This window comes from Roseovarius sp., assembly GCF_965228755.1.
Classification (GTDB): Bacteria; Pseudomonadota; Alphaproteobacteria; order Rhodobacterales; family Rhodobacteraceae; genus Roseovarius.
The window spans coordinates 163,390-184,851 of sequence record NZ_CBDDIG010000009.1 but is presented as its reverse complement, the minus strand read 5'-3'; the positions used below and the strand labels follow the sequence as shown (position 1 = coordinate 184,851).

The 21,462-nt window shown below is 64.2% G+C and carries 16 protein-coding genes; 10 read left to right on the top strand and 6 right to left on the bottom strand.

All coding sequences use genetic code 11. The annotated features are described in order from the left end of the window. Positions 1–11: 11 nt before the first annotated feature. From ACO07J_RS17220 to ACO07J_RS17205, 4 genes are all read left to right on the top strand, one after another. On the top strand, positions 12–1,121 hold the full coding sequence (locus tag ACO07J_RS17220) for an ABC transporter ATP-binding protein (protein WP_422031198.1): 1,110 nt from the start codon (positions 12–14) through the stop codon (positions 1,119–1,121). Positions 1,122–1,141: 20 nt separating this feature from the next. Further along, positions 1,142–2,197 (top strand): ABC transporter substrate-binding protein, encoded by a 1,056-nt coding sequence (locus ACO07J_RS17215; RefSeq protein WP_422031196.1) that lies wholly within the window; start codon positions 1,142–1,144, stop codon positions 2,195–2,197. Between the two features lie 68 nt (positions 2,198–2,265). Then, positions 2,266–4,326: an FAD-dependent oxidoreductase gene (locus ACO07J_RS17210; RefSeq protein ID WP_422031194.1), complete on the top strand. Its 2,061-nt coding sequence runs from the start codon at positions 2,266–2,268 to the stop codon at positions 4,324–4,326. 10 nt (positions 4,327–4,336) lie between these two features. Then, positions 4,337–5,539 (top strand): aromatic ring-hydroxylating oxygenase subunit alpha, encoded by a 1,203-nt coding sequence (locus ACO07J_RS17205; protein WP_422031192.1) that lies wholly within the window; start codon positions 4,337–4,339, stop codon positions 5,537–5,539. A gap of 73 nt (positions 5,540–5,612) precedes the next feature. On the opposite strand, the gene ACO07J_RS17200 is transcribed toward ACO07J_RS17205, so the two are convergent. Beyond that, complete coding sequence (locus ACO07J_RS17200; protein ID WP_422031190.1) at positions 5,613–6,746, bottom strand: PRC-barrel domain-containing protein; 1,134 nt, start codon at positions 6,744–6,746, stop codon at positions 5,613–5,615. Between the two features lie 229 nt (positions 6,747–6,975). Between ACO07J_RS17200 and ACO07J_RS17195 the strand changes: the two genes are divergently transcribed. Continuing rightward, positions 6,976–7,161: a PLDc N-terminal domain-containing protein gene (locus ACO07J_RS17195; RefSeq protein WP_422031188.1), complete on the top strand. Its 186-nt coding sequence runs from the start codon at positions 6,976–6,978 to the stop codon at positions 7,159–7,161. 322 nt (positions 7,162–7,483) lie between these two features. After that, positions 7,484–9,079, top strand: coding sequence for a phospholipase D family protein (locus ACO07J_RS17190; protein ID WP_422031186.1), 1,596 nt, complete (start codon positions 7,484–7,486; stop codon positions 9,077–9,079). A 4-nt stretch (positions 9,080–9,083) separates the two neighbouring features. Here ACO07J_RS17190 and ACO07J_RS17185 read toward each other — a convergent pair whose 3' ends face one another. Both ACO07J_RS17185 and ACO07J_RS17180 read right to left on the bottom strand, forming a co-directional pair. Then, positions 9,084–10,166: an AI-2E family transporter gene (locus ACO07J_RS17185; protein WP_422031184.1), complete on the bottom strand. Its 1,083-nt coding sequence runs from the start codon at positions 10,164–10,166 to the stop codon at positions 9,084–9,086. 85 nt (positions 10,167–10,251) lie between these two features. Beyond that, positions 10,252–11,913, bottom strand: coding sequence for a mechanosensitive ion channel family protein (locus ACO07J_RS17180; RefSeq protein ID WP_422031182.1), 1,662 nt, complete (start codon positions 11,911–11,913; stop codon positions 10,252–10,254). Between the two features lie 226 nt (positions 11,914–12,139). Between ACO07J_RS17180 and ACO07J_RS17175 the strand changes: the two genes are divergently transcribed. The 4 genes from ACO07J_RS17175 to ACO07J_RS17160 all read left to right on the top strand — a co-directional run bounded on the left by ACO07J_RS17175 (position 12,140) and on the right by ACO07J_RS17160 (position 16,089). After that, a complete protein-coding gene (locus ACO07J_RS17175) occupies positions 12,140–12,775 on the top strand; it encodes a paraquat-inducible protein A (RefSeq protein WP_422031180.1) in 636 nt (211 codons plus the stop codon). Positions 12,776–12,789: 14 nt separating this feature from the next. Next, positions 12,790–13,434, top strand: coding sequence for a paraquat-inducible protein A (locus ACO07J_RS17170; RefSeq protein ID WP_422031418.1), 645 nt, complete (start codon positions 12,790–12,792; stop codon positions 13,432–13,434). After that, positions 13,424–15,517 (top strand): MlaD family protein, encoded by a 2,094-nt coding sequence (locus ACO07J_RS17165; RefSeq protein ID WP_422031178.1) that lies wholly within the window; start codon positions 13,424–13,426, stop codon positions 15,515–15,517. Before ACO07J_RS17170 ends, ACO07J_RS17165 begins: the two co-directional genes overlap by 11 nt. An 83-nt stretch (positions 15,518–15,600) precedes the next feature. Further along, positions 15,601–16,089 (top strand): PqiC family protein, encoded by a 489-nt coding sequence (locus ACO07J_RS17160; protein WP_422031176.1) that lies wholly within the window; start codon positions 15,601–15,603, stop codon positions 16,087–16,089. Positions 16,090–16,104: 15 nt separating this feature from the next. Here ACO07J_RS17160 and ACO07J_RS17155 read toward each other — a convergent pair whose 3' ends face one another. The 3 genes from ACO07J_RS17155 to ACO07J_RS17145 form a co-directional block, all read right to left on the bottom strand. Continuing rightward, on the bottom strand, positions 16,105–19,212 hold the full coding sequence (locus tag ACO07J_RS17155) for an efflux RND transporter permease subunit (protein WP_422031174.1): 3,108 nt from the start codon (positions 19,210–19,212) through the stop codon (positions 16,105–16,107). A 25-nt stretch (positions 19,213–19,237) separates the two neighbouring features. Then, a complete protein-coding gene (locus ACO07J_RS17150; RefSeq protein ID WP_422031172.1) occupies positions 19,238–20,377 on the bottom strand; it encodes an efflux RND transporter periplasmic adaptor subunit in 1,140 nt (379 codons plus the stop codon). Between the two features lie 179 nt (positions 20,378–20,556). Further along, the gene (locus ACO07J_RS17145) at positions 20,557–21,318 is read right to left on the bottom strand and encodes a DeoR/GlpR family DNA-binding transcription regulator (RefSeq protein WP_422031170.1); all 762 of its coding nucleotides are present in this window, start codon (positions 21,316–21,318) and stop codon (positions 20,557–20,559) included. Positions 21,319–21,462: the final 144 nt, after the last annotated feature.

Sequence of the window (21,462 nt, the reverse complement as noted above, 5' to 3'; positions counted from 1 at the left end):
GGAGATCATTCATGACCGACCAACCGATTATCGAACTTTCCGGTGTCGAAAAGACCTTTGGCAGCTTCAAGGCGGTGACCGACCTCGACCTCAGCCTGAAGCAGGGGGAGTTCTTTTCGCTGCTGGGGCCGTCGGGTTGTGGCAAGACCACCGCCTTGCGGATGATCGCGGGGTTTCAGGAGCCGACGGCGGGCACCGTGCGCATCGACGGGCAGGACATGGCGGATATTCCCGCCAACAAGCGCCCGACCAACATGGTGTTCCAGAGCTACGCCATCTTCCCGCACCTCAACGTGGGCGACAACGTGGGGTTCGGGCTGGTCAAGCAGGGCCTTTCGCGCGCCGACCGCAAGGCACGGATCGCCGAGGCGCTGGAGATGGTCGAACTGGGCGGGCTGCAGGGCCGCAAGGCCGACGAGCTGTCGGGCGGCCAGCGGCAGCGGGTGGCACTGGCAAGGGCGCTGGTGATGCGGCCCAAGGTGCTGCTGCTGGACGAGCCGCTGTCGGCGCTCGACAAGAACCTGCGCGAGGCGATGCAACTGGAGCTGCGGCGCCTGCAGCAATCCATCGGCATCACCTTCGTCATGGTCACCCATGACCAGTACGAGGCGATGACCATGTCCGACCGGATTGGGGTGATGTTCAACGGCCGGCTGGAACAGGTGGACGCGCCGGCGACGCTGTATGCAAGGCCCGCCAACCGTGAGGTGGCGGCCTTCATCGGGGGGATGAACTTCCTGCCCGCGAAGAGTGCGGATCAATCCGGCGATGCGATCCGCGCCGATGTGCCGGGCTTCGGCAAGCTGACGGTCGAGCGCAACCCCAACGTCACCGCCCGGGGGCGCGACCTGATGCTGGGCATCCGGCCCGAGCAGCTCGAGATCGCCCGCGAGGTGCCGTCGGGCTATGACGCCACGCTCAGGGCCGAGGTCGAGAACGTCGCCTTTTACGGCGAAAGCGTGCATTACCACGTGCGTGCGCCGGGCGTGGAGAAGACGCTCGCCGTGGCCGTGCCCAACCATTTCCACACCGTCGATTTCGCCCGCGGGGACGCGGTTTTCATCGGTGTGCAAAACGCCTCGGTCATCGACCTTGGCAGTGACAAGACCCCAGAAAGATAATGATCCAGGGAGAATTCAAAATGACCTACAAGGCACTTACCCTAACTGCCGCCGCCTGCCTCGTGGCAGGTATCGCGAACGCCGAAGGCTCGGACCTGACGGTGTTTGACTGGTCGGGCTACGAAGACCCCGGCTTCTTCGGCGCCTATGTCGAGAAGCATGGCAGCGCGCCGACCTATTCCTATTTCGGCAGCCAAGAAGAGGCGTTCACCAAGCTGCAATCGGGGTTCGAGGCCGATCTCGCCCACCCCTGCACCGACGCCACGCGCAAGTGGGCGGCGGCCGGCCTGATCCAGCCGATCGACACTTCGAAGCTGGACAACTGGGACGCCATGCTGCCCACGATCAAGGAGGTCGACGGGATCACCTTCGACGGCGAGACGTGGATGGTGCCGTTCGAATGGGGCAATACCGGCCTGATCTATCGTACCGACGAGGTGCCGGAGGACGAGATTTCGTTGCAGGCGCTGACCAAGCCCGAGTTCCAGGGCAAGGTGGCGATCCCCGATGCGGCCTCCTCGGCCTATGCGATGGCCGCGCTGGGCGCCGGAGTGGCCGACAACTACACCAACATGAGCGACGAGGAGTTCAAGAAGGCCTCGGACTTCCTGCGCGCCGTGCATCCCAACGTGCGGTTCTACTGGTCCGATGCCGGCCAGCTTGACCAGGCGCTGGCCTCGGGCGAGGTGGTGGCGGGCTGGGCGTGGAACCAGACCGAGCTGAACCTGATCTGGAACGAGGTGCCGGCCCAGATGATGCGCGGCGAGGGGAAGGGCATCGCCACGTGGGTCTGCGGATACGTGCATCTGTCGAATGCCGACGCGCCGGAAGAGCAGGTCTATGACATGCTCAACGCGCTGACCCAGCCGGACAGCGGCAAGTACATCATCGAAAGCTGGGGCTATCCGCATTCCAACTCGGAAGCCTTCGAGATCTCGGACCAGGAGCTGATCAAGACCTACGGCTTCGACGATCCGCAGGCGCTGTTCGACAACAGCCTGTTCTTCGACGCGGTGGAGCCCGAGCTTGAAGCCAAGATGCTTCAGGAATTCGAGCGTATCAAATCGGGCTTCTGATCGCGTAGAAAGACGGGGGCGGCGAGGTCGCCCCCTATAGACACCCCTGGCAAGGAATGACGGCGCCCATGACCACCCGCGCGACCCCTTATGACATCCTGTTCGAGCCGGTCCGCATCGGGCCGGTGACCGCGCGCAACCGGTTCTACCAGGTGCCGCATTGCAACGGCATGGGCTATCAGCGGCCCCGGGCCGAGGCGGCGATGCGCGGCATGAAGGCCGAGGGTGGCTGGGCCGTGGTGTGCAACCAGGAAACGGAAATCCATCCGACCTCGGATCTGTCGCCCTTTGCCGAGGGGCGGCTGTGGGATGACCGCGATATTCCTGGCCTGCGGCTGATGACCGATGCGATCCACGCGCACGGATCGCTGGCCGGAATCGAACTGGCCCATAACGGCAGCCATGCGCCCAACCTGCTGAGCCGGGCGCCGGCGCTGGCGCCGAGCGATTCCATCGTCGACGCGGGCTTCGCGCCACAGGCGCGGGCGATGGACAAGGAGGATATCCGCAACCTGCGCCGCTGGCACCGCGATGCGGCGCGCCGAGCGATGAAGGCGGGGTTCGACATCATCTATGTCTATGCCGGCCACCACATGACCATCCCGCATCACTTCCTGCTGCCCCAGCATAACGACCGGATGGATGAATATGGCGGCAGCCTCGAGAACCGCGTGCGCCTGACGCGGGAATTGCTCGAGGACACGCTGGAGATTGCAGAGGGCAAGTGCGGCGTGGCGTTCCGGTTTGCCATCGACGAGATGCAGGGCACCGACGGGATGCAGGCCGAGGAAGAGGGGCGTGGCGTGGTCGAACTGCTGGCCGAACTGCCGGACCTGTGGGACGTCAACGTCGCCGACTGGCCCAACGATTCGCAGACCACGCGGTTCCAGCCGGAAGATGGCTATCAGACGAAATACCTCGAGGCCGTGAAGCAGATCACCAGCAAGCCGGTTGTGGGGGTCGGCCGCTTCACCTCGCCCGACATGATGGCGTCGCTGGTGCGCAAGGGCGTGCTAGACATGATCGGTGCGGCGCGCCCGTCGATTTCCGACCCGTTCCTGCCGAAGAAGATCGAGGAGGGGCGGATCGACCAGATCAGGGAATGCATCGGCTGCAATATCTGCGTCTCGGCGGATTCGCAGGGTGTGCCGATCCGCTGCACCCAGAACCCGACGATGGGCGAGGAGTGGCGCCGCGGCTGGCATCCCGAGACAATCGGCGCGAAGGGCAGGGAAGAGGCGGCGCTGGTGGTGGGGTCGGGCCCGGCCGGGCTGGAATGCGCCATGCAGCTTGCGCGACGCGGCTATCACGTGACGCTGGCCGAGGCCGGCAAGGAGCTAGGCGGCCGGGTGCGGCGCGAGGCCGGGCTGAACGGGCTGGCCGCATGGGGGCGGGTGATGGATTACCGTCTCGGCGACCTGCAGCAGCGTGGCAATGTCGATATCTTCACCGACAGCCCGCTGGGCCGCGACGAGGTGCTCGAACTGGGCGTGCCGAACGTGTTTCTCGCCACCGGTGCGCGCTGGCGGCGGGACGGGCAGGGGCGCACGGCACGGTTCGGGATAGAGATCGCCGACGAGACCATGGTGATGACGCCGGATGACGTGATGGACGGCATCAGGCCCGGGCCTGGGCCGCTGGTGATCTACGACGACGACCATGGGTATCTTGCCGGTGTGCTGGCCACGCAACTGGCGGACCAGGGGTGCGAGGTGACGTTCGTCACGACCGCCAATATGGTTTCGCCCTTCACCGAGCTGACGCTTGAACAGGGGCGGGTGCAGAAAAGCCTGCTGGAACGGGGGGTAACGATCCTGACGGCGCAGGCCGTTGCCGGTGTCGAAACTTCCGTTTGCCGTCTGGCTTGTGTCTATACCGGGCAGACGTCGGAGATCGACTGTGGCACGGCCCTTCTGGTGACGCGCCGGGACAGGGTGACGAGCCTCTACGACGAGCTGCGCGGGCATCCGGACCTGTCCCATGTCGAATTGATCGGCGACGCCGCCGCGCCGGGTCTGATCGCCGATGCCGTCTATTCCGGCCACCGCGCGGCCCGCAATTTCGAACGACCGGCCGAGGAGGTCGAGCAGGAATACTTCCGTCGTGAAATCACCGCCATAGAAGGATGAGGTCAGCACCATGTTGCAGCATACCGACGAATTCGCCCGCCTGATCCAGTCACCCGTGGAAGGCTTCGCGCTGCCGCGCGAATTCTACACCTCGCGCGAGATCTACGAACGCGACATCGAAGCCTATTGGAATCGAAGCTGGCTCTGGGTCGGCCATGTCAGCCAGATTCCCGAGCCGGGCGACTATTTCCTGTTCGACTATGGCCCGGAATCGATCATCGTTGTCCGCGACCGCGATGGAGAGGTGCGCGCACATCTCAACGTCTGCCGGCATCGCGGCTCCCGCGTCTGTGTCGAGCGGGAGGGGAAGGCGCGGCTGTTCGTCTGTCCCTACCACGCCTGGACGTTCGAGCTGTCCGGCAAGTTGCGCTCGGGCCGGGCGATGGGGCAGGAGTTCGACCCGGCCGACTATGGCCTCTTCCCGGCGCATGTCATCGTGTTCCAGGGCCTGATCCTCGTCTGCACGGCCGACGATCCGCCGCCCATTCAGGACGGGCTCGACCGGCTGGCGCCGCTGAGCGAACCGTTCGGGTTGGAGAACATGAAGATCGCGCACAAGGCGGTCTATCCCGTGCCGGCCAACTGGAAGCTGGCGCTGGAGAATTACATGGAGTGCTATCACTGCGCCCCCTCGCACCAGGAATATGCCAAGTCTCACACGCTCAAGGCGCCGCAGGACATGGAAAAACTGGTCGAGCCGCTCAAGAAGCGGTCCGAGGGGATCGGCCTGCCGACGGCCATCCTGAACGAAACCGGGGCCAATGCGGCGGGGCTGGGGGCGGATGTCTATTACCGCCGGTATCCGCTTTACGAAGGCTACCAGACCGGAAGCCGCGATGGCACGCCGCTGGCGCCCCTGTTGGGCAGCCTGACCGGGTTCGATGGCGGGGCGACGGACATTCAGCTCGGACCGCTCAACAACCTCCTCGTCTATGCCGATCACGTGGTCGGCTACCGCTTCCTGCCGCGTGGCCTGCAGGAAACGGATATCGAGGTGATCTGGTTCGTGCGTGGGGATGCGGAGGAGCCGAAAGACTATGCCACGCAGGATCTGACGTGGCTCTGGCATGTGACCTCGCTCGATGACGAGCGCATCATCCGCCACAATCAGGAAGGGGTGAACTCCTACCACTTCCGCCCCGGCCCGCTGGCCGAGATGGAATGGGGGATTCGTGGCTTCTACAAGACGTATCTGGAGATGATCCAGGCCTGAGACCGCGCTGAACATGTGAAAAAGGCCGGGCCCATGCGGACCCGGCCTTCATTGTCAGTCGGTCAAGGCAGGTTCAGCCTTCCCAGCTTTCCATGCCTTCCAGCTCTTCGCTGGTGTAACCGGTGGTGGCGCGCAGGCCGCCGGTCATGCCTTCGTCATCGGAACGGCGCAGTTCCAGATCTTCGAACGGAAGTGCGACCGGCTTTTCGCCAATCCCGAGGAAGCCACCGACATCGACGATGACTTGGGAAATCTTGCCGTCGTCGCTCAGGACGAGATCGGAGATTTCGCCGAGACGGTCGTCTTCGGTGCCGTAGACGGAGACGCCTTCAAGCTCTTCGGCCGTCAACTGGCCACGCTCTTCGGTGTCGAGCTGGGCGGTTTCGTCACCCATGTCGGCATTGGCGTCGTTCTCGGCCATCTGTTCCGAGGTCAGGTCAGTCTCTTCGCTTTCGGCCGCGTCATTCTCAGCCATCTGCTCGCTGTCCTGCTCGGCGGTCATGTCCGTGCTGTCGCTTTCGGCCATGTCGGTTTCTTCGGTTTCGGCCGCTTCGTTGTTGGCTGCCTGCTCGCTCAGGTCGGTGTTGCCGGCGTCGGCCGTCTCTTCGCTGGCGGGTTCTTCCATATCGGCGCTGGCGGTGTCTTGCGCCTCTTCACCGCGGAAGAAGCTGCTGCCGGAATCACGCACAGCGGCCTGATCAAGCTGGTCGCGATCCTCGAGAGCGGTCTTGTCGCCGGTGAAGACCACGAAGTAGTCGCGTTCCTCGTCGGCTTCGGCTTCGTCGCTCGAATCGCTTACGAATTTCAGCTCGTCCAGGGAAGCGCTGACATGCTTCTCGTTGATGCCAAGGAAGCCGCCTGCGTCCAGCGTGACGGACTCGATCTTGCCGTCGCCGGAGATGATCACATCACCGATCTCGCCAATGCGTTCCCAGTCATCCGACGGTTCGCTCGCTTCTTCGGCAACCTCGGCTTCGGCGTCCTCGCCGAGAATGTAAACCGATTTGCCGATCAGCTCGGAAGCGCGAACCTGCATTCCTTCCATATCGGCGACCACGTCGTTCTCGGCGTTGCTGCTGGACGCCTCTTGCGACATGTCCGTCGATTCCGACACCTGGGCGCTGGTGTCGTCGGCTGTTTCCGAAGCTGCAAGTACCGGCGATGCAGCAAGGGCCGCAATCGCGGTGGTCATGAGAATACGTTTCATTATCTTCGCTCCTTCCAGTTGAGTATGGCTTGGCCGGGCGAATTCCCGGCTTGCAACCACCCAACACCCTTTGCGCCGTTTTAGTTTCCATTCGGGCGCAAAATTTACCCGAAAAATTTATGGAACATTTCGGCCGGCGGGAAAGTTGATAACGGAGTGCGTACGCGCAGGATTCCAGCGTTGACCGGGTACAGACGCGTCGCGCCCGCAGACATCCTCAGGAGGCATGATGTTGGAAATTTCCGGAATTGGCGGCTTTATCCTATTGGTCCTGGACATTTGGGCCATTGTGTCGATCGTCGGATCATCGGCCACGACTGGGCGCAAGGTCTTGTGGGTGCTGCTTGTCGTGATCCTGCCACTGCTCGGCTTCATCATCTGGCTTCTGTTCGGGCCACGGTCGGCCAAGGTCTGACCCAGGCACCGGGCACGGGTTTCACCGGCGTCGGTCCGATGCCAGTTGGCAAGCGGAGCAACCTGAAGTTGAACATCCTGTCAGTGCAAAAAATCTTCGTTTCCATGGAACCTTCGCCTCGATGAGACGTTCTCAATCCAGTCATGGCGCTACCGCGCCCCTCTGACCAGGTCTCTCCCGTCCCCAAGCCGATGGACCTGGCCAACCCGTTGTCCCGCGGGTGACAGCCCCCGCCTGAAACATGGCGGGGGCGATTTTTCGGGCCAGGGGCATGGCTTGCGGCTCGACAGTTGAGGCTGGCGCAGCGAAGATTGGCATCGAGATGGACGCATCAGGCGAGGTGAACGAGGCCGTGGCTCATGTGCGCGAAAGCGACGGGACGATCGGCGATCTCGAGGTGATGGTGACGGCCGCGGAGGCCTATCCGGCCTTCGAACGCGCCTTCTTGAACGCCGAACGCGAAATATCCGGCAGCTTCCGGCTTTTCGACCTCACGACCAAGCTGCATTCAGACGAGGCCCGCGAACTGGGGGATACCTGGTTCGACCTGATGATCGCGACGCTGAACCGGGGTGTCGCCATCCGTATCGTGGTAACGGATTTCGATCCGGTCGCCGCCCCTGAACTGCATCAGCTCGCATGGCAGACCAAGCGCCAGATGGTCGCCGTACAGGAACTTGCGAATGATGGCGCGAAGCTCGAATTCGTCATTGCGTTGCATGATGCCAAGGCCGGGCTGGTCCCGAAGATGGTGTTTTTTCCCTTCGTGCGGCAGAAATTGCGGGAGCTGAACACGACCTGGCTTGGCATGAACGGGGACGAACGCGCCCGGTTTCGGTCGGAAACGCCGCGACTGCGCCGCATCTGTTATGAAGACGACAATGGCAGCCTATGTTTCCCCGTTCAACTCGTCGATCTTTATCCGGCGACCCATCATCAGAAAATGGCCGTGTTCGATCGCCGCCTGCTCTATATCGGCGGGCTCGATCTGAACGACCGCCGGTACGACAACAAGCGCCACCGCCGCGCGCCTGAACGGACCTGGCACGACGTTCAGGTCATGGCGACCGGCTCGGTCGTCGAAGCGGCGCAGAAGCATCTCGACACGTTCCTCGACACCGTTGCCGCGAAGGCGTCGCCACCGCCCGCCGCACCCGGCTTTCTGCGCACGCTGTCGCGCCGGCGTCACCGTGCCTCCTTCCGGGTATCGCCCAAGACCGTGCTGCGCGAGATCGAAGAACGTCACCTCGAGGCGGTCGGCCGGTCCAACCAGTTCATCTACCTTGAAACGCAGTTTCTGCGTCACCAGCCGCTGGCGCGGGCACTGGCCAGGCGGGCGCGTCAGTGCCCCGAGCTCAAGCTGTTCCTAGTCCTGCCCGCCGCGCCCGAAGACATCGCCTTCGACAGCAACAGGGGCCTCGACGCCCGGTTCGGAGAGGACCAGCAGATCAAGTGCCTGACCCGGCTCCGCCAGGCCTTCGGGGAGGACCGGCTGCTTGTCACCGCGCCGGTTCAGCCGCGCCGCCAGGAAAGCGACGAGCGCGACGTGCTGGAAGACGCGCCGCTGATCTACGTGCATTCCAAGGTGTCGATCTTTGACGAATTCGGCGCGATCGTGTCGTCGGCCAACCTCAACGGGCGCAGCCTGAGGTGGGATACCGAGACCGGGCTGTGGTTCGACCGGCCGGATCACATCGAGCTGGTGCGCAGGCGGGTGATGGGAAACTGGCTTCCGTCCTCCGGTGCGGGGGATGAGTTTCTCGACCCCTCGACGGCCTTCGATCACTGGAAACGCCTGGTCGACGAGAATACCGACCTGCCACCGGAAAAGCGGCGCGGGTTCCTCGTGCATTACGATTCCGACGCGGCGCGAGAGATCGCCCTGCCTGTCCCCGGCATGCCCGAGGAAATCGTCTGAACGCTCAGGCGACCGGGGGCTCCGGTTCCGACGGGGGCGGACGTTTGCGGGCACGGCCTTCGCTGTCGAAGATGTCGAGCATCACCAGCACGATGACCAGCACCGGAATGGCCACGATCCCGCCGATCGGCCCCCACATCCAGAGCCACACCACGAGCGAGGCAAAGATCAGCAGCGGGTTGACCGAGATGTGCTTGCCGACCATCGCCGGGGTCACGAACTGCGACTCGATCATGTTGAGGCACAGGAAGATCGCCGCGGGGGCAAAGACCATCAGCCCTTCGAAGGCGATCAGGCCCGCCAACAGAAGACCGCCGATGACCATGATCGGCCCGAGATAAAGGATGAAGTTGAGCATCGCCGCAACCACGCCCCAGATCAGCGGACCGGGCAGGCCGATCACCATCATCAGCGCGGCAAGGCTCGCCCCGAGCCCGGCATTAATGATGGAAATGGTAAGGAAGTAGCGTGCCACCAGCCGCTCGGCCGTCGTGAAGCGTTTCTTGATGATCACCGTGTCGCGGCGGTCGCCGATCCAGGTCGAAACCCACACGTAGATGCCGCGGCGCGTGAGCAGGAAGAAGAACAGCGTCCCGGCGAAGATCAGCACCTGTGCAAGGACCAGGGGCGCCAGCAGTAGCGTGGCCGTTGGATCGGGGATCGGGCCCTTGCCTTTTCCCTCGCCATCCTGGTTCGTCTCGGTTCCGAGGGCCTGGCCCACCTCTTCGTTCATCGCGTCGAGGCCGCGGATGACACCGCGGAACTGTTCGATGATCGAGCGGATCTCCCACTTGATGCTCGGCAGTTCGTCCACGACCCGCCAGACCAGCGGTTCGAGCAGGACGACGATCACGGCGACCGCCGAGATGCCCATCGCCAGCACGATGGCCGAGGCCACGCCCGGCGGTATCTTCCAGCGTTCGAGAAAGTCGGTGACCGGGGCGAGAATGACGCCGGCCACGATGCCCAGGACCATGGGCGCGAATATGTCCCCGGCGAGCTTGAGAACGCCGAAGCACATGAGCACTGCGATGACGATGACGGCGAGCCGAAGAACCGGATCAGCCGGGGATTTTAGACCAGCCATGAAGGTTGCAACGCAGGTTTGGCGGGAATGTTCCCGGCCGGGCAGGCTGCGATGGAAAAACCTCCGTGCCGCGACGGCTGCCTTGTCAGGATGCGTCGAACGACAGGCGCGCCGCGCCGCCTTCGCCGGCCACCCGCTCGCGCGGCCACCAGTCGGGATGATGCTCGCGGATATAGGCCAGCATGTCTTCGCGCAGCTGCATCTCGGTCTCCCAGCCCGCCGTCGGATCGGGCGACATCACGTAGAAGCTCATTTCCTGCCCTTCCGAGCTCTGGCCCGAGACATAGGCACAGAGCTTGTCGTGGTCGATCACGCCGTCCCGTGCCTTGGCGAACTCGATGAACTTGTCGCGCAGCTCTTCGATATCCGCCGAATGATCGAGAACCAGCCGGATGGTGCTGTAGATCCGCGCATCCCGGACCGACCAGTTCTCGAACGGTTTCGAGACGAAGTAACGGACCGGCACCACGATGCGCCGCTCGTCCCAGGTGCGCAGCCGGATGAACGTGTAGTAGATGCTTTCGACATAGGCCCAGTTGCCCTCGAACAGAATGCTGTCGCCGATGCGCACCGGCTTGGCCAGCGCGATCTGGAGCGAGGCGAGGATGTTGCCGAGAACGGCCTGCCCCGCGATCCCCAGAAGTACGGTAAGCACGCCGGCCGAGGCCAGAAGGGTCATGCCGATGGATTCGAAAAGGTTCAGGCGCAGCAGGACGTAGACGATGGCAAAGCCGACCATGAACAGCACGATGATCCGCCGCAGGGCGAAGATCGACGTGTAGAGTTCTCGCTTGTCGAGGCTTCTCGTGTCGTCGATATCGCCCACCACCCGCAGCGTGATCCGGTCGAGGATGGCATCGACCGCGCGCAGCGCGGCGATCCCCAAACCCGAGACCATGATGATGACCAGGGCCGGCCGCACCACGTTGGTGACAGGCCCCGAGAAGGACACAGCGAGATTAAGGAAAAGCTGGGCAACGAAGGCCGTGATCATGAGCGCCAGCGGCATTGCGGCCCGGTCGACGGCCTGCCGCAGGGAAGCGCGGGGCGTCTTTCGCGACAGCATCACGACAAAGCGGTTCGTGCCCCAGAGCAACAGGCCGAGAAGCCCGAGGTAAAGCGGCAGGGCGATCCATTCCCAGGCGCGGAGGGGGCCGGCACGGGACTTGAGGCTGTCGGGCAGGTACTGCTCGAACCGCCGTGGCCCGAATTCCGCATAGAGCCCCGGGATGTCGTCGATGGTTTGGGGAGTGAAAAGCCAGACCGGTTCTTCATCGCCATCCTTGTAGCGGGCGAGGCGCACCTCGTAGGCCCGGCCGTCGACCTCGACCATCTCGATACGAATGTTCCTGCGGGTTTCGCCGGCCCGGGGGTTGTTGCCGGTTTCGCTTTCGATCATGGCGTCCGGCCGGGCCGAAAGCCCGCTCCAGTCGATCCAGATCCGCCGCTCGATGACCGAGGCGAGCATCGCCGCAAGTCTCGGCCCCTCGTCGGCCTGCTGCCCCGCGGAAATGTTCGACAGGTTGAGCGTATGGGCCGCCCAGTCGAACCGCTCGGACCTCGTGAGGTCGATGAAGCTGCGCATTGCGGCCCGGGGGGTCGAACGGTCGAGCCGTTGCGGCGCCGCTCCGAGGCCCTCGTTGAGGCCGTCCATCTCGTACCACGGCTGATCGCCTTCCTGCGCGCCGGCTGCGATGCCGAGCCCGCACAACAGGCAAAAAAGGACAAGACGAACGAACGGTATCATGGGGATTCATCTTGTCATGATTGACCGGCCCAAGCCAGCCGCCTCGGAAATCTGCACCGCAAACACCCCCCGACCGCGGAACATCACTTATAAGTAACCGGGCCAATGTGATTCTTGTCGCGCCAGCACTAGGTAAATGGCCGGCAGGATTGTTTGTCATCGGGATATGGAGGTTCGATTGCGGGAACGGCATAACGACCCCGCAGCAGGGGCGGAAGGAAACGACTTGCACAGCACCGGTTCCCTCGATCCGCATGGCCCGCATGGCGCGGAACTGATCGGCTGTCCGAACTGCGATCTCGTCTATCGCGTGCCGCGGGTGGCTTCGCATGAGCGCGCGGTCTGTGCCCGGTGTCATACCGTGCTGATCTCGCCGAGGCGCAAGGCGGGCAAGCAGTTGATCGCGCTCGCCCTCACCGTGCTGATCCTGATTGTCGCGGCCTGCACATTCCCGTTCCTGTCGATCGGGGCCGCCGGTCTGCACCACGATGCCTCGATTCTTCAGACGGCGCTCACGTTCTCGGGCAACCTGACGCTTCTGTCGCTGGCGGTGCTTTTCTTCATCGTCGTCGTTCCCGCCATACGGCTGTGCCTGTTGATCTATGTTCTATTCCCCATCATCCGCGACAAACCGCCGGCGCCGCTGGCGCGTAAGGCCTTCGCGATCTCCGAGGCGCTGGTGCCCTGGTCGATGGCCGAGATATTCGCGATCGGCTGTGCCGTGGCGCTGGTCAAGCTGAGCGACATGGCGGACGTGGTCTACGGACCGGCGGCGTGGCTGTTCGCCATTCTCGTCGTCCTTGTCGTGGCAACCGACCGGCTTATGTGCAGGTATTCGATATGGAAATCATTGGAGAGCTGAAGACCGCCCGCGAGATGGGCCTTGTCACATGCACCGAGTGCATGCGCGTCTCGCCCCGTGGCACGGCGAGATGTCCCAGGTGCGGCCATACGCTCAGGTCGCGTGATCCCTATTCGCTTCAGAAGGTCTGGGCCTGGTGGCTGATGGGGCTGGGCTGTTACATCCCGGCGAATCTGTATCCCATGCTCGAGACCAAGACGCTGGTCAGCTCGCAAAGCGACACGATCGTCGGTGGTGCCGTCGAGCTGGCCCATGACGGAAACTGGGGCGTTGCGACCATCATCCTGATTGCCAGCGTTCTGATTCCCGTCGCCAAGTTCGTCGTGCTGGCCGGTCTCGCCGTCGGGGTGTGGTATGGGCCGCGTGCCACGCAGGGCCGGCGCCATATTCTGTACGAGATCGTGGAATACATCGGACGATGGTCGATGATCGACGTCTTCGTCGTGGCCATCCTGTCATCGCTCGTCCAGCTTCAGACGATTGCCTCCATCACGCCGGGCCGCGCCAGCCTGTTCTTCGCCCTGTCTGTGATTTTTACGATGCTATCCGCGCAAAGTTTCGATAGCCGCTTGATATGGGATACAAACTCGGACGGAATGGCCCGAAGGCGGCCGGGGCGCATCCCCCGCCGAAGGAGGATACTCGCACGTGGCAACTGACGCCGACACCCCCCCGGAGGCCCCTGTCACATCGGCGCGCCGCGGGTTGATGGACCGGATCTCGATCGTCTGGATCGTGCCACTGGCCGCGCTACTGGTGGTGCTTTTCATCGCATGGCGTGGCTATGCCGACCGGGGGCCGGTCATTCAGATCAGTTTCGAGGACGCCGCCGGGGTGAAGGAAGGGTCGACCGAGCTGCGATATCGCGACGTCGCCATCGGCCTGGTCGAGGAGGTGGGCTTTACCCAAGGACTGGACCGGGTGCTGGTATCGGTCCGTATCGACAAGGACGTGGCGCCTTTCATTGATGACGAGGCGCGCTTCTGGGTGGTGCGGCCGCAGGTTACGACGCAAGGGGTGACCGGGCTGAACACCGTGCTTTCGGGCGTCTACATCGAAGGCCTGTGGGATGACCAGCCGGGCGGTTACGTGGGCCGGTTCGAAGGGCTGCCCGACGCCCCGCTCGAACGGCACGGCCAGGAGGGCCTGCGCCTGACGCTTCGCGCGTCGGGCCGCGCGTCGCTGATCGAAAGCACGCCGATCCTCTATCGCGGCGTGACCGTGGGGCGGATCGGCAAACCCTCGATCACGCAAGACGGCTCTTCGGCCCAGGCGGAGGCGATGATCTTCGCGCCGCATGACAAGCTTGTCAGTTCCGCCACGCGATTCTGGGATACGTCGGGCTTTACCTTCTCGCTCGGGCCGGGCGGCGCTGCGCTCGAATTCAGTTCCGTGGCTTCGTTGGTCGCCGGCGGCGTGACTTTCGAGACTATGGTCTCGGGCGGCGACCCGGTCGAACCGGACACCACCTTTACAGTCTACCCCGAGGAATCGGCCGCCCGGACAAGCCTGTTTGCGGCCGACGAAGGCGAAGCACTTCCCCTGTCCGTGGTCTTTTCCGAGAATATCGGCGGTCTGACGACCGATGCGCCGGTCGAAATGAACGGGCTGAAGATTGGCGAGGTCACCGCCCTCAACGGGATCATCGACGAGGAAGAATTCGGGGACAACCGGGTACGCCTTGTCGTTTCGCTGTCGATCAAGGCCGGCCGACTGGGCCTTGGAGAGGAAGCCGGATCGGACGAGGCCCTCGAGTATTTCCGGGAGCGGGTGAAAGACGGGCTTCGGGCCCGGCTTGCCTCGGCCTCGATCCTGACCGGCGGGTTGAAGATCGAACTGGTCGACGACCCGGACGCCGAGCCCACCACGCTCGTCCAAGGGGAGCAGGGGACCTACTACCTGCCCACGGCGGAGAGTGACATTACCGACGTGTCGGCCACCGCGCAGGGCGTTTTCGAACGCATCAACGCCTTGCCGATCGAAGAGGTCATGGTCTCGGCCACGGAGCTTTTCGAGGAGGCCCGGGCGCTGCTGGCCAGCGAGGACGTGCGCGGCGTGCCCGAGAACCTCAACAACCTTTTGGGCGACGCCCGCAAGGTGGTCGGCTCCGAGGAGGTCCAGGCACTGCCCGGCCGGCTCGAGGCGCTCATTGCGGAACTTGACAAGACGGTCACCCAGTTCAACGAAGCCGCGGTGGCGAACAAGCTGGCCACCGCCGTGGATAATGCCTCCGACGCGGCCAAGGGTGTCTCCACGGCGGTAGAGGGCGTGCCGGAACTGGTCGACCGGCTGAATGCGGTGGCGGCAAAGGCCCAGGAGGTCGAACTTCAGGAAATGGCCGAGGAGCTTACCGAGCTCATCCAGACGACGGACGCCCTTTTGGGCAGCGAACAGGCCAAGGCGCTTCCGGGCAAGCTCAACGGTGCATTGTCAGAGTTGAGCGCGATCATGACGGAGCTGCGCGAAGGCGGTGTGGTCGAGAACGTGTCGTCGGCCTTCGATTCCGCTAGTGAGGCGGCGGATACCATCGCCGAGGCGGGCCGTGATCTTCCCGATCTCATCGCCGACGCGCGCCGGGTGCTGACCCAGGCCCGGGCGACGCTGGAAGGCTATCGCGCGGATAACGGCCTCGGGCGCGAGGCGCGCGATGCGCTTTCCGAAATCCAGAAGGCGGCCAAGGCCGTCGCCTCGCTGGCCCGCGCCATCGAACGCAATCCCAATTCACTTCTGACAGGGCGTTGATCCTCATGCCTAAGCGTATTCTTTCCCTTCTCCTTCTAACCCTTCCTGTTCTTGCCGCCTGCGGTGGCCCGCCGCCACAGCGCGTGGCCATCCCGAAGGCGCAGGTGGCCGAGAAGATGGCGATATCCTATCGCACCGTCGAGTTGCGGGAGGTGTCCCTGCCAAGCTATGCCTCCGCCGAGGAGATCTATGTCGCGGACGAGGCCGGGCTTCTGAACAGCCGCGAGGGGCTGCTCTGGGCCGATGATCCGAGCCGGGCGATCACGCTGGAAATCTCGCGTCAGCTGGCGCAGGTGACCGGCGCGCAGGTGGCGTCGGAACCGTGGCCGTTCGAGGAACCGGCCCAGGCGCGAGTCGAGGTGCGGATCGAGGATATCCTCGCGCAAAGCAACGGCACGTTCCGTCTGGCCGGGCAGTATTTCGTCTCGTCCGAAACCGGCCGTGACCGGGCCCGCCTGTTCGACCTGACGGTGCCGATCAGCGGTATCGACACCGTGGCCGGAATTGCACAGGCACGCGGCCAGGCCGTGCGCAAGCTGGTGGTCGAGATCGCTCGGTCCGGGCTGCGCTGAGACGGGCGTCGGCGGCTACTCGAACTGCTGCCGTCCCCGGCGGAACAGCCGGGTCACGATCATGAAGAACAGCGGCACGAAAACCACCCCGAGGATGGTGGCCGACAGCGTACCGCCCAACACGCCGGAGCCAATGGCATTCCGCCCGCCCGAGCCTGCGCCCGATGACAGAACCAGCGGCAGAACACCCAGCGAGAAGGCCATCGAGGTCATGATGATCGGCCGGAACCGCTGACGCGCGGCGGTGACAACGGCGTCGATGACTCGCTCGCCGGCCTCGTGCCTTTCGCGTGCGAACTCGACGATCAGGATGGCGTTCTTTCCGGTCAGGCCGATCACCGTCAGCAGGCCGACCTGAAAGAAGACACCGTTCTCGAACCCGCCCAGCCAGGCGCCAGTCAAGGCCCCGAGGATCCCGATCGGCATGGCCAGCATGACCGCGAAGGGGATCGACCAGCTTTCGTAAAGCGCGGCGAGCGAGAGGAACACCACCGCCAGCGACAGGGCATACAGCAGCGGCGCCTGGCTGCCCGATTGCCGTTCTTCCAGTGAAAGGCCGGTCCAGGCCGCGTCGTAACCGGGCCCCAGCCCTGCGACCAGCCGCTCCATTTCGGCCATCGCCTCGCCGGTTGTCACGCCGGGCGCGGGCGACCCCTGGATCTGGATCGACGGGACGCCATTGTAGCGGTACAGCCCCTGCGCGCCGTATTCCCAGCCCCCTTCCGCGAAGTTCGAGAACGGAACCAACCCGCCGCTGGCATTGCGGACCCGCCACTTGTCGATATCCGTGGGCGTCGCGCGGGCCTCTGCCTCGCCCTGGACATAGACGCGCTTGATCCGGCCCTGGTCGACGAAATCGTTAACGTAGGTGCCGGCCCACGCGATCTGCAGAAGCTGGCCGACATCGGTGGGTGTCAGGCCCATCGCGCCGGCCTTGCGCCAGTCGATGTCGAGGTTGAACTGTGCGGCATCCTCCAGCCCGCTGGGGCGGGCGGAAGCGATCAGCGGGCTTTGCGCGGCAGCGCCGAGCAGTTGGTTGCGTGCGGCGACAAGGTCGGCATGGCTCTGGCCCTCGCGGGCCTGCAGGTAGAAATCGAAGCCCGAGACGTTGCCGAGTTCGATGACCGAAGGTGGCACCACGGGGAAGACCATCGCATCACGGATCTGGCTGAACGCCCCGAAGGCCCGGCCCGCCAGTGCCTGAACGCTCTGCTGCGGCTCTTTCCGATCGTCCCAATCCTCGAGCTGCACGAAGGCGATGCCCATGTTCTGGCCGCTGCCGCCGAAGCTGAACCCGACCACGCCGAACATGGATTTGACGACGCCCTCCTCCTGCGTGAGGTAGTAGTTCTCCACCTGTTCCAGCACATCGAGCGTGCGTTCGGCCGAGGCGCCCGTGGGGGCCTGAATGAGGGTGAAGAGGATCCCCTGGTCTTCGTCCGGAAGGAACCCTGTCGGCGTGCGCAGGAACAGCAGCGCCATCGCCCCGGCCAGCGCGAGGTAGACAAGGCCGACCCGGAAGGGGCGCCGGACGGACCAGCGCACCGTGCCGGTATAGCCATTGGTCAGACCGTTGAACCCCCGGTTGAACAGGCCGAAGAAGCCGCGCCGTTCGCCATGGCTCTTGGCCTTCAGCATCGAGGCGCACAGCGCCGGTGTCAGGGTCAGGGCGACCACAACCGAAAGCGCCATGGCCGAGACGATCGTGATGGCGAATTGCTGGTAGATCACCCCGGTCGAGCCGGGGAAGAACGCCATCGGCACGAAGACGGCCGAAAGCACCATCGCGATCCCGATCAGCGCGCCGGTGATCTGGCCCATGGACTTGTGCGTGGCCTCCCGCGGAGAGAGGCCTTCCTCCTCCATGATACGCTCGACGTTTTCCACCACCACGATGGCATCGTCGACCAGAAGGCCGATGGCCAGTACCATCGCCAGCATGGTCAACGTGTTGATCGTGAAACCCGCCGCCGCAAGCACGCCGAACGTGCCGAGAAGCACGACCGGCACGGCCAGCGTCGGGATCAGGGTGGCGCGCAGGTTCTGCAGGAACAGCAGCATGACGAGGAAGACGAGGCCGATGGCCTCGAACAGGGTTTTCACCACTTCCTTGATCGAGATCTCGATGAAGGGCGTGGTGTCGTAGGGGATGACGTAATCCACGCCTTCGGGGAAGAACCTGGCGAATTCCGCCATCCGGGCCTTCACCGCCTCGGCCGTGTCCAGCGCGTTCGCGCCGGGGGCGAGGCTGATCGCCATGCCCGAGGCCGGGTTGGCGTTGAACCGCGCGATGGTGGCATAGTTCTCGGCGCCAATCTCCACCCTCGCCACGTCGTCGAGCAGCACGAGCCCGCCATCGGTTTCCGCCCGCAGCACGATCTGGCGGAAATCTTCCGGCGTGCTGAGCAGGGACTGCGCCGTGATCGTGGCGTTAAGCTGCTGGCCGTCGACCGTTGGCCGCGACCCAAAGGCGCCGGCCGAGATCTGGGCATTCTGGGCCGAGACGGCAGAGACGACATCGGATGGCGTCAGCTCGAACGCCGCGAGCTTGGCCGGGTCGAGCCAGATGCGCATCGCGTACTGCCCGCCGAACACGTTGACCGAGCCGACCCCCTGGATCCGGCTGAGCTCGTCGACGAGGTTGGTGACCATGTAATCGGCAAGGTCGACCTGCTCGAGGCTGCCGTCGGTCGAGATGAGGCCGACCACCATCAGGAAACCGGCCGAGGATTTCTCGACCGTCAGGCCCTGGCGCTGCACGATTTCAGGCAGGAGTGGTGTTGCCCTGCTGAGCTTGTTCTGAACCTGGACCTGGGCAATATCGACATCCGTGCCTGTCTCGAAGGTCAGCGTGATCTGGGCGCTGCCGGCAGACGTGGAATTGGACGAAAAGTACCGCAGCCCGTCGAGGCCCGTCATCTGCTGTTCGATCACCTGGGTGACAGTGTTGGCGACCGTGCTGGCCGAGGCCCCCGGATATGTGCCGTTGATGGTGACCGAAGGCGGCGCGATCTGCGGATACTGGGCAATGGGAAGTAGCCGAATGGCAAGGATCCCGATCCCCATGATCAGGATCGAGATGACCCATGCAAAGACCGGACGGTCGATGAAAAAGCGTGCCATGCCAAGCGCTCCCCGTGTCCGCCCGTTATTCCGATTGCGCCTGTGCCGGATCTTCGGCGCGTTCTTCCGGTGTCACGGGGGCGCCGGGCGCGGCCTTCTGGAACCCTTCCACGACGACCCTGTCGCCAGCCGCCAGCCCCTCGCTCACCACCCAGTCGTCGCCGCGATCCTGCAGGATGGTCAGCGGGCGCTCCTCGATGACGCCTTCCGCATTGACGACCCATGCGTTGGGCCGCCCGCGACGGTCGCGCACCACACCCTCCTGCGGGACGAGAATGGCGTTCTCGGCCACATCGACCGGCATCTCCACCTGGACATACATGCCCGGCAGCAACAGCAGATCGGGATTGTCGAACCGCAGGCGCAGGGTCACCACGCCGGTCTGCGGGTTCACGTTGGGCTCGGCCGCCTGCAGACGCCCCGTGTGATCATATTCCGACCCGTCGGCGAGGGTCAGCCGCACGGTGCTGTCGGCGTCGGCAAGCTCCCTCTCCGTTTCCCCGCGGCGCCAGCGCAGCAGGTCGGAGGCCGATTGCGTCACGTCGACATAGACCGGGTCGATCCTGCGGATCACGGCCAGCGGTTCGGCCTGGCTGGCCGTGACGAGCGCGCCCTGGCTGGTCTGTGACAGGCCGATGCGACCCGACAGACGGGCGCGGATCGTGGTGTGCGACAGCTCGATCTCGGCCGCGTTCAACTGTGCCTTGGCCAGTTCGAGCGCCGCCGCCGCCGCGTCGCGCGTCGACTGTGCATCATCCAGCGCCTGTTCGGAGGCGACGTTGCGCGCCTGCAGTTCCTGCAGGCGCTCCGCCTCCCGTTCAGCGGCGCCCAGCTGGGCCTCGGCCTGAGAAACACTGGCCCGGGCCTGCTGCACGCTGGCCTCGTAGCTGGCCGCGTCGATCCGGTAGAGCGGTGCGTCCAGTTCCACCTGGGCGCCTTCCTCGAACAGCCTTTCGGTGATGATGCCATTGACCTGCGGTCGAACTTCGGCCTGCGCCGAGGCCGCCACGCGCCCGGGCAATGTCGATGTCAGCGTCACGGCCTCGGGCGCGACGGTCACGACGGTAACGGTCGCCGGCGGGCGCTCTTCTTGCGCCAGCGCGGGCGAAACCAGGCAGGATAGCATTGCGACGAATGCGACGGGGCACCGGGAAAGCAGCGACATGGTGAACCTTTCTTTCCAGCGAAACGCACCCAAAGACACGGTGCGAGGCTTGGAGTACGCGAACTAAGATAGATTCAGGCCCGGGTTTGCAAGGGCCGATGCATGCCGTTTACCGCCGGAGCGGGTGATCTGCGCATGGGGACACACTGGATGTCCGCCAATGCACAGCTCGAGCAGCCTCAGTCGCACAAGACGACGTTCGTCTGCCACTCCCGGCATTTCGCGACAAGGCTCGACCCGATTGCGCGATCGGTGAAGAACGTGTCGATATCCTTCAGCGAGGCAATCCGCGCAGGGGCATGGCGCTGGAACTTGGAATGGTCCGCCACCAGAAACGTCTTGCGGGCCTGCCGGATGATCGTCTGGCTGACCTTCACCTCCTGAAAGTCGAAATCGAGCAGGTCGCCATCGCCATCCAGCGCGGAGCAGCCGATCACGGCAAAGTCGAACTTGAACTGCTCGATCGTCGCGGTGGTCAGGTTGCCCACCAAACCCCCGTCCGACCGGCGCAGGACACCGCCCGCGACGATAATCTCGCAATCCGAGTTTCCGGCAAGGATGTTGGCCACGTTCATGTTGTTGGTGATGGCCATCAGGTTGTGATGATGGCGCAGCTCGCGCGCCACCGCCTCGGTCGAGGTGCCGATATTGAGGAAGACCGACACGTTGTCGGGGATCTCCTTCGCGCAGACCTGGGCGATCCGCTGCTTGGCATCCTCGTTCAGCCCGCGCCGGTCCTCGTAGCCGATATTGGACACGCCGGAGGGCAAGACCGCACCGCCATGCACCCGTTCCAGCTTGCCGGCATCGGCCAGCTCGGTCAGGTCGCGGCGAATGGTCTGCACGGTCACGCCGAACCGCTCGGCCAGATCCTCGACCACGACCTTCCCCTCGCGCCGGGCGATTTCGAGAATGTCCGGATGCCGAAACGTCTGAGACATGGGCTATTCCTCCTGCTCCGCGCTTCCGAATTGCGGTGGGCGCGTTCCCATGGATACGAGCCTATCACTCACAAATACGAACATAAACGAAAATATAAATTGACATAACGCGCATCGCTATGGTTCGTTTGGCCCGAATTCGGG

Bases quoted from the DNA above. Each gene is read 5' to 3' on its own strand.
- ACO07J_RS17170 (WP_422031418.1), top strand. From the start codon at position 12,790: ATGGGCCTTGTCACATGCACCGAGTGCATGCGCGTCTCGCCCCGTGGC.
- ACO07J_RS17185 (WP_422031184.1), bottom strand. From the start codon at position 10,166: ATGGCTGGTCTAAAATCCCCGGCTGATCCGGTTCTTCGGCTCGCCGTC.
- ACO07J_RS17155 (WP_422031174.1), bottom strand. From the start codon at position 19,212: ATGGCACGCTTTTTCATCGACCGTCCGGTCTTTGCATGGGTCATCTCG.
- ACO07J_RS17195 (WP_422031188.1), top strand. From the start codon at position 6,976: ATGTTGGAAATTTCCGGAATTGGCGGCTTTATCCTATTGGTCCTGGAC.
- ACO07J_RS17190 (WP_422031186.1), top strand. From the start codon at position 7,484: ATGGACGCATCAGGCGAGGTGAACGAGGCCGTGGCTCATGTGCGCGAA.
- ACO07J_RS17200 (WP_422031190.1), bottom strand. From the start codon at position 6,746: ATGAAACGTATTCTCATGACCACCGCGATTGCGGCCCTTGCTGCATCG.
- ACO07J_RS17145 (WP_422031170.1), bottom strand. From the start codon at position 21,318: ATGTCTCAGACGTTTCGGCATCCGGACATTCTCGAAATCGCCCGGCGC.
- ACO07J_RS17215 (WP_422031196.1), top strand. From the start codon at position 1,142: ATGACCTACAAGGCACTTACCCTAACTGCCGCCGCCTGCCTCGTGGCA.
- ACO07J_RS17220 (WP_422031198.1), top strand. From the start codon at position 12: ATGACCGACCAACCGATTATCGAACTTTCCGGTGTCGAAAAGACCTTT.
- ACO07J_RS17205 (WP_422031192.1), top strand. From the start codon at position 4,337: ATGTTGCAGCATACCGACGAATTCGCCCGCCTGATCCAGTCACCCGTG.
- ACO07J_RS17210 (WP_422031194.1), top strand. From the start codon at position 2,266: ATGACCACCCGCGCGACCCCTTATGACATCCTGTTCGAGCCGGTCCGC.
- ACO07J_RS17150 (WP_422031172.1), bottom strand. From the start codon at position 20,377: ATGTCGCTGCTTTCCCGGTGCCCCGTCGCATTCGTCGCAATGCTATCC.
- ACO07J_RS17180 (WP_422031182.1), bottom strand. From the start codon at position 11,913: ATGATACCGTTCGTTCGTCTTGTCCTTTTTTGCCTGTTGTGCGGGCTC.